The sequence below is a fragment of the Klebsiella sp. K47 genome, assembly GCF_051858335.1.
In the GTDB taxonomy this organism is placed as follows: Bacteria; Pseudomonadota; Gammaproteobacteria; order Enterobacterales; family Enterobacteriaceae; genus Klebsiella; species Klebsiella pneumoniae.
In genome coordinates this window covers 42,371-53,742 of the sequence record NZ_JBPYUI010000030.1, presented here as the reverse complement: position 1 = coordinate 53,742, position 11,372 = coordinate 42,371, and the positions used below count along the sequence as shown (strand labels likewise).

General features: G+C 58.7%; 13 protein-coding genes. 4 read left to right on the top strand and 9 right to left on the bottom strand.

All coding sequences use genetic code 11. The features are described 5' to 3' along the window. Nucleotides 1-2,327 (top strand): exonuclease subunit SbcC (sbcC, locus tag RRF55_RS23150; protein WP_308904859.1); only part of this gene is annotated, 2,327 nt, incomplete at its 5' end. Nucleotides 2,328-2,400: 73 nt separating this feature from the next. On the opposite strand, the gene mak is transcribed toward sbcC, so the two are convergent. Further along, nucleotides 2,401-3,315, bottom strand: coding sequence for a fructokinase (gene mak / locus RRF55_RS23145; RefSeq protein WP_021312321.1), 915 nt, complete (start codon nt 3,313-3,315; stop codon nt 2,401-2,403). 91 nt (nt 3,316-3,406) lie between these two features. Here mak and rdgC point away from each other — a divergent pair, with 91 nt between their 5' ends. Next, nucleotides 3,407-4,318: a recombination-associated protein RdgC gene (rdgC, locus tag RRF55_RS23140; RefSeq protein WP_002890285.1), complete on the top strand. Its 912-nt coding sequence runs from the start codon at nt 3,407-3,409 to the stop codon at nt 4,316-4,318. 71 nt (nt 4,319-4,389) lie between these two features. Here rdgC and ppnP read toward each other — a convergent pair whose 3' ends face one another. The 4 genes from ppnP to aroL all read right to left on the bottom strand — a co-directional run bounded on the left by ppnP (nt 4,390) and on the right by aroL (nt 6,479). Beyond that, the gene (gene ppnP, locus RRF55_RS23135) at nt 4,390-4,674 is read right to left on the bottom strand and encodes a pyrimidine/purine nucleoside phosphorylase (protein ID WP_002890284.1); all 285 of its coding nucleotides are present in this window, start codon (nt 4,672-4,674) and stop codon (nt 4,390-4,392) included. Between the two features lie 77 nt (nt 4,675-4,751). After that, nucleotides 4,752-5,432 carry an AroM family protein gene (locus RRF55_RS23130; RefSeq protein WP_004144619.1) on the bottom strand — a complete coding sequence of 227 codons (681 nt, stop codon included), beginning with the start codon at nt 5,430-5,432 and terminating at the stop codon, nt 4,752-4,754. Nucleotides 5,433-5,682: 250 nt separating this feature from the next. Beyond that, nucleotides 5,683-5,874 carry a YaiA family protein gene (locus RRF55_RS23125; protein ID WP_002890278.1) on the bottom strand — a complete coding sequence of 64 codons (192 nt, stop codon included), beginning with the start codon at nt 5,872-5,874 and terminating at the stop codon, nt 5,683-5,685. Nucleotides 5,875-5,945: 71 nt separating this feature from the next. Continuing rightward, entirely contained in the window at nt 5,946-6,479 is a 534-nt protein-coding gene (gene aroL / locus RRF55_RS23120; RefSeq protein WP_002890276.1) for a shikimate kinase AroL, read from the bottom strand. 328 nt (nt 6,480-6,807) lie between these two features. Here aroL and RRF55_RS23115 point away from each other — a divergent pair, with 328 nt between their 5' ends. Next, complete coding sequence (locus RRF55_RS23115) at nt 6,808-7,518, top strand: DUF2076 domain-containing protein (protein WP_002890273.1); 711 nt, start codon at nt 6,808-6,810, stop codon at nt 7,516-7,518. Here the strand turns inward: RRF55_RS23115 and RRF55_RS23110 are convergent. Then, on the bottom strand, nt 7,515-7,973 hold the full coding sequence (locus RRF55_RS23110) for a YaiI/YqxD family protein (protein ID WP_002890230.1): 459 nt from the start codon (nt 7,971-7,973) through the stop codon (nt 7,515-7,517). The two genes, RRF55_RS23115 and RRF55_RS23110, sit on opposite strands and share 4 nt — an antisense overlap. Before the next feature lie 116 nt (nt 7,974-8,089). Here RRF55_RS23110 and proC point away from each other — a divergent pair, with 116 nt between their 5' ends. Then, nucleotides 8,090-8,899 (top strand): pyrroline-5-carboxylate reductase, encoded by an 810-nt coding sequence (gene proC / locus RRF55_RS23105; RefSeq protein ID WP_004177276.1) that lies wholly within the window; start codon nt 8,090-8,092, stop codon nt 8,897-8,899. A 67-nt stretch (nt 8,900-8,966) separates the two neighbouring features. On the opposite strand, the gene RRF55_RS23100 is transcribed toward proC, so the two are convergent. From RRF55_RS23100 to iraP, 3 genes are all read right to left on the bottom strand, one after another. Beyond that, nucleotides 8,967-9,284, bottom strand: coding sequence for a PsiF family protein (locus RRF55_RS23100; protein ID WP_002890225.1), 318 nt, complete (start codon nt 9,282-9,284; stop codon nt 8,967-8,969). A gap of 91 nt (nt 9,285-9,375) precedes the next feature. Then, the gene (gene phoA, locus RRF55_RS23095; protein WP_004232385.1) at nt 9,376-10,806 is read right to left on the bottom strand and encodes an alkaline phosphatase; all 1,431 of its coding nucleotides are present in this window, start codon (nt 10,804-10,806) and stop codon (nt 9,376-9,378) included. Nucleotides 10,807-10,895: 89 nt separating this feature from the next. Then, nucleotides 10,896-11,156 carry an anti-adapter protein IraP gene (gene iraP / locus RRF55_RS23090; protein WP_002890221.1) on the bottom strand — a complete coding sequence of 87 codons (261 nt, stop codon included), beginning with the start codon at nt 11,154-11,156 and terminating at the stop codon, nt 10,896-10,898. Between the last annotated feature and the right edge of the window lie 216 nt (nt 11,157-11,372).

Sequence of the window (11,372 nt, the reverse complement as noted above, 5' to 3'; positions counted from 1 at the left end):
AGGCGCTGGCGGACGCCGCCCCGGCGCTGGCGAAGCTTGAGCTGGCCCAGCCCGCCGCCCAACTGCGTCCCCTGTGGGAGCGCCAGCAGGAGCAGACGGCAGGCCTGGCGCAAACCCGGCAGCGGATCAGTGAAGTAAATGCTCGCTTACTTGCCAGCACGGTGCTGCGCGCGCGCATCCGCCAGGGCGCCTTGCGCGCTCAGCAGCAGCGTCAGGCTGAACTGGCCGATCTGGCGCAGTGGCTGGCCGCCCATGAGCGTTTCCGCTTATGGGGTCAGGAGATCGCCGGCTGGCGAGCGCAATTCTCGCAACTGACGCGGGATAAACAACAGCTAACGGCTCAGAGCACCCGCCTGGCCGCGCTACGCCAGAAGCTGGCCACGCTGCCAGCCAGCCCTCTCGCCCTGAGCGCGGATGACGTTGCCGCAGCGATAGAACAGCAAACCCAATCGCGGCCGCTGCGCCAGCGCCTGATCTCCCTGCATGAGCAGCATCAGCTGCTGCGCAAGCGTCTGCGCCAGAACGCCGACAGCGTCCAGCAGGCGCAGGCGGAGCAGGTAAAACTTAACGCTACCCTGACGCTGCGCCGGGAACAATATAAAGACAAAAACCAGCACTATCTCGACCTGAAGGCGCTCTGCCAACGGGAAGAAACGATTAAAGACCTGGAAAGCTACCGCGACCGGCTCGAGGCGGGTAAGCCCTGTCCGCTGTGCGGCGCCTGTGAACACCCGGCGATTGAACAATACGCCTCGTTGACGCTCACGGATAATCAGCGCCGCCGCGATGCGCTGGAAAAGGAGGTCGCCGCGCTGAAAGAAGAAGGCCTGTTGATCCTCGGGCAGGTCAAGGCCCTGACGCAACAGCTCCAGCGTGACACCGAAGCGGCCGGGCGGCTCGCAGAGGAAGAGCAAGCGCTTACTAAAGCGTGGCAGGAGACCTGCGCCTCTCTGCACATCGCGCGGGATATTGCGCAAGAGATAAACGACTGGATGCAGGAGCAGGAGCGCTACGAGCAGCAGCTCTATCAGCTCAGCCAGCGCCTGATGTTGCAGAGTCAGCTTAACGATCAGCAGGCGCTGGAGCGCCAGGCCGAGCAGCAGCTGGCGGCCACGCGCCAGGGACTGGAGAGCGCCCTGCAGGCCCTGGCCCTGAGCCTGCCGGCAGAAGGGACAGAAGCCGCCTGGCTGCACGCTCGCGAAAGCGAATTTGCCCAGTGGCAGGCGCAACAGACCCGACATGATGCCATTCAGCAGCAAATCGCTGCTCTGCGGCCACTGCTGGAGACGCTGCCGACCAGCGACGAGACAGAGGTTGAAGCTGAGTCGGCCATCCCGGACAACTGGCGCGAAATCCACGAGGAATGCCTGTCGCTGCACAGTCAGCTTGTCGCCCAGCAGCAGCAGGAAACCCAGGAAAAGGCGCGTCTGGACCAGTCGCAGGCGCAATTCACCTCCGCCCTGGCCGCCAGCCGCTTTAGCGATCGGGAGGCGTTCCTCGCCGCGCTGCTGGATGACGAGACCGCCCAGCGGCTGACGCAGTTAAAACAGACGCTGGAGCAGCAGCTTCAGCAGGCGGCCGCGCTCTGCGAGCAGGCGACCCGGCAACATGAGGCGCACCTGGCGCTGCGTCCGCAAGGGGTGGACGCTGACGTCCCCACCCTGCAAACCCAGCTGCACGCCCTGGCCCAGCGGCTGCGGGATAACACTACCCGCCAGGGTGAGATCCGCCAGCAGCTCAGGCAGGACGCAGAGAGCCGTCAACAGCAGCAGGCGCTGGGGCAGCAGATTGCAGAGGCGGCGCAGCTGGCGGACGACTGGGGCTATCTCAATTCGCTGATCGGCTCCAGCACCGGCGACCGGTTCCGCAAATTCGCCCAGGGGCTGACGCTGGATAATCTGGTCTGGCTGGCAAACCAGCAGCTCAACCGCCTGCATGGCCGCTATCTGCTACAGCGCAAGGCCAGCGAGGCGCTGGAGCTGGAGGTTGTCGATACCTGGCAGGCCGACGCCGTGCGCGACACCCGCACCCTCTCCGGCGGCGAAAGTTTCCTCGTCAGCCTGGCGCTGGCCCTGGCGCTGTCAGACCTGGTGAGCCATAAGACGCGGATTGACTCCCTGTTTCTTGATGAAGGCTTCGGCACCCTCGACAGCGAAACGCTGGACACGGCGCTGGACGCCCTGGATGCCCTTAACGCCAGCGGTAAGATTATCGGGGTGATCAGCCACGTGGAGGCGATGAAAGACCGCATTCCGGTGCAGATCAAAGTGAAGAAGATTAACGGCCTGGGCTATAGCCGGCTGGACAAAGCGTTTGCGGTGGAGTGAGGTCTGAATTATGGCGATGTCCCCGCCCCCTAACCCTCTCCCGAGGGAGAGGGTTAGGGGGCGGGGAAGCGGTTCAGGTCCCCTGGAGCGGCCACAGCCAGGCCGCGCCGCGTACCCCGCTGGAGTCGCCGTGCATCGCTTTGCGGATCGGCGTTTCACACTCGCAGCCGAAGACCCACTGCTTCACCAGGTCCGGCACCGTCTGATACAGCCGTTCGACGTTGCTCATCCCGCCGCCCAGCACGATAACGTCCGGGTCGAGGATATTCACCACGTGGGCCAGCGATTTCGCCAGCCGCTGTTCATAGCGGCTCAGCGCCAGTTCAGCCTTTTCGTCACCTTCTCCCACCAGGCGCATAATCTCGCTGCCGGTTAACCCTTTGCCGCTCAGCCGCTGATAGTCGGTGGCGAAACCGGTGCCGGAGATAAAGGTTTCGATACACCCCTGTTTGCCGCAGTAGCAAGGGACTTCCGCACGGTAGCGCAGCTCATCGTCGTTCATCCACGGCAATGGGTTATGTCCCCATTCGCCAGCGTTACCATTGCCGCCGATATGCGCCCGCCCGTTGAGCGCCACCCCGGCGCCGCAGCCGGTGCCGATAATCACCGCGAATACCGTTTGCGCCCCCGCCGCCGCGCCGTCCACCGCTTCCGACACCGCCAGACAGTTGGCATCGTTAGCCAGCCGGACTTCCCGCTCAAGGCGCAGGCTGAGGTCCTTATCAAAGGGCTGGCCGTTGAGCCAGGTCGAGTTGGCGTTTTTCACCACCCCGGTATAAGGCGAAATTGAGCCAGGAATGCCCATCCCCACGGTACCCTGCTGTCCGGTCGCCTGCTCGGCCATCGCCACCAGAGTGGCGATGGTCTCGATGGTTTGCCGGTAGTCCTCCCGCGGCGTGGGTAACCGGTGGCGAAACAGCTGCTCTCCCTGGTCGCTCAGGGCTATCACTTCGGTTTTTGTTCCACCTAAATCAATACCAATACGCACGCTCAGCTCCTCACCCCGATTAACAATGCAAGCATAGCGACAATTCGCTATCATGCCCGCCTGATTTAACGACAAAGCCGTGGAAATTATCATGCTGTGGTTCAAAAATTTAATGGTTTACCGTCTCAGCCGCGATATCGAATTGCGCGCCGAGGAGATGGAAAAACAGCTGGCCGAGCTGACATTTACCCCTTGTGGCAGCCAGGATATGGCGAAAACCGGTTGGGTGTCGCCGATGGGATCGCACAGCGACGCGCTGACGCATACGGCAAACGGCCAGATCATTATCTGCGCGCGTAAAGAAGAGAAGATCCTGCCGTCGCCGGTGATTAAGCAGGCGCTGGAGGCAAAGATCCAGAAGCTGGAAGCCGATCAGGGGCGCAAGCTGAAGAAGACCGAGAAAGATTCCCTGAAAGATGAAGTGCTGCACTCGCTACTGCCGCGCGCCTTCAGCCGCTTCAGCCAGACAATGATGTGGATCGACACCGTCAACGGCCTGATCATGGTCGACTGCGCCAGCGCGAAGAAAGCGGAAGATACTCTGGCCCTGCTGCGTAAAACCCTCGGCTCGCTGCCGGTGGTGCCGCTGACCCTGGAGAATCCGATTGAGCTAACGCTGACCGAGTGGGTCCGCTCCGGCACCGTGGCGCAGGGCTTCCAGCTGCTGGACGAAGCCGAGCTGAAAGCGATGCTGGAAGATGGCGGCGTGATCCGCGCCAAGAAGCAGGATCTGGTTAGCGACGAAATCGCTGTACACATTGAGGCCGGGAAGGTCGTCACCAAGCTGGCGCTGGACTGGCAGCAGCGTATTCAGTTTGTGATCTGCGACGACGCGTCAATTAAGCGCCTCAAGTTCTGCGATGAACTGCGCGACCAAAACGAAGATATCGATCGGGAAGATTTCGCCCAGCGCTTTGACGCCGACTTTATCTTAATGACCGGCGAGCTGGCTGCCCTGATCCAAAGCCTGGTGGAAGGGCTCGGCGGCGAAGCGCAGCGCTAAGCGCCGCTTTCCTTCCTGCCGGGCAGGAAGGAAAAAACAACCCGGCGGCAGACGCCGGGCGTCACGCTGGCTTACAGATAGCGGCACAGATAAGAGGTTGGCTCAGCCACCTGCAGATGAAATTCGCTGTTGCCTGGCACATTGAAAACTTCGCCGGCAGCGTAAACTTTCCACTCAGTCTCACCCGGCAGCAGGACATTCAGCGCCCCGCTGACTACCGTCATCTCTTCCGGCTGCGCCGTACCAAAGGTGTATTCCCCTTCCGCCATCACGCCAACGCTGGCGCGACCGGTACTGCTGCTGGTGAAGCCAATGGATTTCACTTTTCCGTCAAAGTATTCATTGCTTTGAAGCATAAACAAGCCCTTCTGATCGTCGGTTAAAGGCTCAATATAGGGGGCGCTCCTTGCCCCTGTCACGCGAAATTAACACATTAGACCAATAGTTCTGCCGCCAGTCGGGAAACCAGCACATTCGACAGCAAAACCGGAACATCGAGGGCTTTTTGTAACACATCGCGATGATGCTGATAGTAACCGAGACAGTCGAGGACCAGCACGTCGGCGCCCTGCTCCAGCAGCGTTTTGCCGGCGGTTAATAGCTCGCTGTCGCTGCCGGTAAACGGATTGGCCAGCGCGTAGTATGGCGACTTTTCCAGCGAGAGCCACTTTTGCCGCTGCATGGGCATGATCTCTTCCACCGGCACGATCACCCCTACCTGGTGCCCATCGACGATCGATGCCACCAGCGGCGGGATGATCCGCTGCGGCTCGAGGAGGATCGCGTGGTGGGTGGTAAAACCGGTCAGCTGTTCGGAACTGAGCAGCAGGATCACATCATAATGTTGTCGATCCAGCATCGCGATCGCGCTGCGGACATCGCGTTCAATTTTCTGTCGCGACACCATCACCAACTGGTTATTACTGAGCAAGGTCAGGAGTCCTTTCTCGCCGTCACCTACGGCGTACTCGGCCATTACCTCGTCAGGCGTCATCTCGCCCAGCAGGCTGATGTGGGCGATCTGTTCTTCCCTGATATGTTCGGTCAGGAGCGGCAATACTCCCGCCAGCGGCACAACGCCGATGGTCAAAATTGCCATCGTTGCACTACTCATATCATGTACCTTTTCACAACCACTGCTTCAACACAGGCTTTCCACACACAGCATCCGCCCCCCTGGTGAGTAAAAATCAACCGTCGAGAAGCGTAGCAGCTCCACGCCGCGGTTGAATGTAAAGATTGCCGGGCGGCGGCGCCGTGCCTGAAAAATCCGTGTGTTAGATATTCATTAGTACGACTGATAAATAAAAAATGTGAGATACGCCCGATATTGCCAGCATGGCGGGCAATTCGGGCTCAGGGGGTTACGACTTGTCAGGATCTTCATAACGCCGTTTGGCATCCACGGCTTCCTGCTCGGTAGGATGTTCGCTGATAAGCGAATCAGGCTCAGGATAATCCGCACGGAGCTGATACCAGGTCACCGTCTGACCCTGAGGACCTTTCTCTACCGCAACCACGCGCGCTTCTCTCGGATATGGGGGCCTGTTTGGCATAGTTCTTCCTTCTTCTGGTAGCAGAACTATTAAGTATAGGCGCCCCTCGCCGCCTTAATGTAAGTAAATTCTTAACTTACCGGGGTTGCCGTCGCGCTGCATAGCATGGACATAATCTGCTCCACCACCCGATCCGGCGAGGCCGTGGCATCCACAATATGGTGGGCAGCGTCCCGGTATAACGCTTCGCGCTGCGCCAGCACCTCGCCCACTTCCTCGCGCACCGGTTTTCCGGTCAGCGTCGGCCGCTGTTCAGCTTTCGGGTAGGCTTCCAGACGGTCAATCAGCGCCGACACCGAGGCCTGCAGATAAATCACCACGCCATTCTCCCGCATAAACTGACGGTTACCTTCCGCCAGCACAATGCCGCCGCCGGTGGCGATTACCGTATTCGGCAGGGTCACGGCCTTCAGCGACAGGGTCTCCAGTTCGCGAAAACGCGCCCACCCTTCCGCCTGCACGATCTCAGCCACCGTCCGCTGCTCATGGGCCTGTAGCCGATGATCGGTATCGGAGAACTGAAAATGCCGCGCTCGCGCCAGCGCATGGCCGACGGTGGTTTTACCGCAGCCGCGTGGCCCAATAAGAAAGATAGGCTGTGTCATAACCGAAGACCCCCTGGTTCCGTCTGTCGCAAAAAAATGAAAACGAAAGCACGTATTATCGCTGTCTGTCCCGCAATGCATACGTAAAGAAAAAATTACACAACTTCTTTACACCCCATTACCACGGTGAGAAGAGGGGCTATTAATGTAAACTTATCATTGCATTTAGTGTTTAACCAGCTTTACTTTCCGCTTGGCGTTATTTTTTATCCACCGCTGGCGTAAACGGTAACACATTTATGCATAGCTTTACGAAGCAACATATTTACAACATCACGTTTCAGAAGCACCCTGATGCCTATTCGACAGTGTGACAGAGGAATGTAACATGCAATCTGAAGAACAACGCCTTATTGATGGACTGTTTTCCCGGCTGAAAGAGGCTGAGGCGCACAGCGCATCGCGCGATGCCAGCGCCGAGGAGCGGATTGCCCAACACGTGAGCGCGCAGCCGGCGGCCCCCTACTATATGGCGCAAACCATTCTTATCCAGGAAGCGGCGATTAAACAGCTTAACGATCGCATCCAGGCGCTGGAGAGTCAGGTCAGCCAACTGCAGGCGGCAAAGCCCAGCAGCGGCGGCTTCCTCTCCGGCCTGTTTGGCGGTGGCGGCTCGTCACGCGGTTCTGACCCTATCCCGGGCGCGGAGCAATATGGTCGCCCGCAGGCCAGCGCTCAGCCGCAGTATACGCCACCACCGCAGCAGAACTATGCCCCGCAGGCTGCCGCACGCGGCGGCGGCTTTATGGCGGGCGCGCTGCAAACGGCCGCTGGCGTGGCAGGCGGCGTGGTGCTGGGCAATATGCTGACCAATATGTTCAGCGGCTCGCACCCGCAGGAGATAGTCAATATCATCGAAGAGAAGCCGCAGCCTGATGCCGCCTCCGCGCAGGACAGCATCGCGCAGGACACCACCGCAGGTGACGATCCGTTCCGCCAGGGAGACGATCAGTTCCTTGCCGACAATACCTGGAACGACGACTTCGACGCCGGCTTTGGCGACGATGATTTTGGCAGCGATGACGATAGCTGGGTTTAACCCTGGCGACGCTTAACCGCCAGCAACCACTTCTCCAGCTCGGCGGCAAACTGTTGCCGATCGCGCTGCGATAAACTATCCGGGCCGCCGGTCTGAACGCCGCTGGCCCGTAATGTCTCCATAAAATCCCGCATCGTCAGCCGCTCGCGGATCGTCGCCTCGCTGTAACGTTCCCCGCGCGGATTCAGCGCCGCCCCGCCCTTCGCCAGCACCTCCGCCGCCAGCGGGATGTCGGCAGTGATCACTAAATCTCCCGCCGCGCACTGGCGAACGATTTCATTATCCGCCACGTCAAAACCCTGCTCAACCCGCAGGGTGCGGATGAAACGCGACGGCGGCACGCGCAGCGGCTGGTTCGCCACCAGCGTCAGCGGAGTCTGGGTCCGCTCTGCCGCGCGGAACAAAATCTCTTTAATCACGTTCGGACACGCGTCCGCATCCACCCAAATGGCCATGCCAGCTCCTGTTACCTGCAATAAGTGACGCCAATGTTACCTGCTTTTCTCCCCCAGGAAAGCGCCAGGATGGTAAGCTAATCAGATCGTAACGAAAAAAGCAGAGGGGAATGGTGATGGATAAGAAAATTGGCTTTATCGGCTGCGGCAATATGGGTAAGGCCATTCTGGGCGGGCTGATCGCCAGCGGTCAGGTACAGCCGGGACAAATCTGGGTCTACACCCCGTCGCCGGACAAGGTTGCAGCTCTGCGCGACCAGTATGGCATCAACGCCGCCGACAGCGCCCAGGAAGTGGCGCAGATTGCCGATATCGTCTTCGGCGCGGTTAAACCGGGGATCATGACCAAAGTGCTGGGCGATATCGCCTCCAGCCTGAATAAAGAGTCGCTGGTGGTCTCTATCGCCGCCGGCGTTACGCTTGAGCAGCTGGCGCGCGCCCTTGGCCACGATCGCAAAATCATTCGCGCGATGCCGAATACGCCGTCGCTGGTTAACGCCGGTATGACCTCCGTCACGCCTAACGCCCTGGTGAGCAGCGAAGATGTTGCCGAAGTGCTGACTATTTTCCGTTGCTTTGGCCAGGCGGAGCAAATTGCCGAGCCGATGATCCATCCGGTGGTGGGGGTAAGCGGTTCGGCGCCGGCCTATGTCTTTATGTTTATCGAAGCGATGGCTGATGCCGCCGTCCTCGGCGGAATGCCGCGCGCTCAGGCCTATAAATTCGCCGCCCAGGCGGTGATGGGTTCCGCCAAAATGGTGCTGGAGAGCGGAGAACACCCAGGGGCGCTGAAAGATATGGTCTGTTCCCCTGGCGGGACCACCATCGAAGCCGTGCGCGTGCTGGAAGAGAAAGGGTTCCGCTCGGCGGTAATCGAAGCCATCACCCAGTGTATGGAAAAATCAGAGAAACTGAGCCGCTCCTGAAGCTGAGCTGGCGGGCTTCAAGCCCTGATAGGTTAAAGAACAAGGGAGCGCGTGCGCTCCCTTTTTTTCAGGCTTTCTTCAGGCAGCTACTCATGAAGGTACTGCGTTCATCACCCTTCAGTGATTTCGCCGTGGCCGCTTTGCTGCAGTCGCTCATTTTCTGCTGCTGAGGGGTGAGCGCCTTTCCCTGCGAGGTCGTGGTCTCTTTTTTCAGACACTGGCTCATAAAGGTTTTGCGCTCCTCACCTTTCAGCATTTTGGCTGACGCTTGCTGATTGCAGTCCGTCATCCTTTGCTGCTGAGGAGTGGGCGTTTTTTCTGCCGCGCCAACCGCGCTGATAAAGATCAAGCCAAACAGTAGGGTCATCAATAAAGTTATTTTCATCGCACCATCCTTCTGTGAGTGGAACGTTGTAAGTCTGGACGCAGATAGAAAAAAAACCAGCCGGTGACGCAATTTCGCCACCGGCAGCGACTTATTTGAGACTCAGGGCAGCTTTCATGGTCGTGAACAGGTCGGTCTGATCGGTCAGGCCGACGACGTTAGCCGCATGCGGACCGTAGGCCGCAATGCGCAGTTGGGTGCCGGTGTGCTCCATCGACTCTTCCTCAGAGTTGCCGTAGCTCATCACCATCACCGCGCCATCGTGCGTGTTCAGAGCCTGGGTCAGCCCCGGGGCTTTGCTATCCGCCGGGATGATCTGGCTGGCATGCGCATGGTCGGCGGTGACGATCACCAGGGTATTACCGTCTTTTCGCGCGAATTCCAGCGCCTTCTGCACCGCTTCGTCAAGATCAACCGTTTCGCCGATCTGGCCGCACGGATTGGCCGCATGGTCCTGCTTATCGATGGAAGCGCCTTCGACTTGCAGGAAGAAACCTTTCTCGTTGCGACTCAGCAGGTCAATCGCTTTCTCCGTCATTTGCGCCAGCGTCGGCACCGAGGCGTCACGCTTCGGGTTTGGCGTACAGGTCACCGGCGGCTTATCGATATTACCGTGATAAGACGCCTTCGGCCCTTCCCAGCGTACCGGCATATTGCCATCGGCAAAGAGTCCCAGCAGCGGTTTATCCTGACTGGCTTCCGTCGCGGCGGCAAGAGAAGCCGCGTCGGTCACAATCTGGTAGCCGCGCGCTTGCGCTTGCTCGCGCAGGGTTTTGCCCTGCCACTCGCCCGCCGTCGCCGTTTCGGCAAAGGTCTTCGCGCCGCCGCCCAGGGTGACATCCGGTCGGGCGTTCAGCAGCTGTTCGGTAATGGAGCCTTTGCCCCCTTTTTCCAGCGCATTGCTGGGGCATTTTTCGCTGGTGACCGTCGGGCCGTAGCATTTACGCGATGTCACATGCGCTACCAACGCCGCGGGGGTGGCGTCCTGCAGCTCGGCGGTGGAAACGTTGCCGGTGGCCAGCCCCGCCGCTTTCGCCAGCTCGAGGATGGTCTGATGCGCATTCTCATGAATATCGACGCCCAGCGCGCCGTTATAAGTCTTCACGCCGGTGGTCCAGGCGGTTGCGGAGGCCGCCGAGTCGGTCACGTAGTCCGGTTTCCCGGTTTTTTTATCCAGCGAATAGTGCGTGTACTGCCCGGTTAACGGCAGAGCATCAATTCCTTTAAAGAAACCGCCCGCCCCCTCGGCATAGTTTCGCGCAGCGGTAATTTCCGAATCACCCATGCCATCGCCAATCAGCAAAATAACGTTTTTAGCTGGCTTATTGATTAACGAGGCGCGCAGCGCTTCGGTTTGATCGCCTGTTAAACGACGCGCGCCGCCAGGAGTGGTGATATCTCCCTGCGCAGCGCGATTTTCCAGAACCGGCGCAGCAGTAGTTTCTGCATGAATAACCGGCGAGCCCAGTAGAGGAATCAGGGCAATAAACAGGGCGCTTAATTTCACTTTTGTCATCTCCATGTAAAAAATACTTAAAAAAACAAAACGAGGGAGACTTTATAAAAGGGAGATGACAGAAAAATGACGGCATCCTTGTCGTGTCACAAAGACTAGCTACGAGGATGCCGCAACAGCTTCTTTAGATATTGCTGCAACAGCATCGCATCATGGTCGTTGACCGGTGGACAGGGGGTCACCTGGTCAATCGCCTGTTCAATATCCTGAATCAATGCCTGCTGGGCATCATGCTCCATATGGCGCAATAATGCGGTGACCACGATCTCCAGCGCTTCAACCTGCACCGTCAGTTCCTTTGCTTCTTCTTCCTTTTGCGCCAGTTTAACCAGTAACTCAGCAATGAGATTCTTCATAGCACCAGTTCCTTATGCGAGGCCTGTTTTGATTGGGATGTCATACGCGATGACGGACCTCAGAATTACTTAAATTAAGAATCATCGCAACACCCAATATACAGCGAAACGTTTTACCACAATAAAATACCACTATAAATAGTATTGTTTAATCATGACCGGGGTTGCTTATAACCAGATTGCCTGGAAAATAATAAAATGGAATAGCGTTCACGC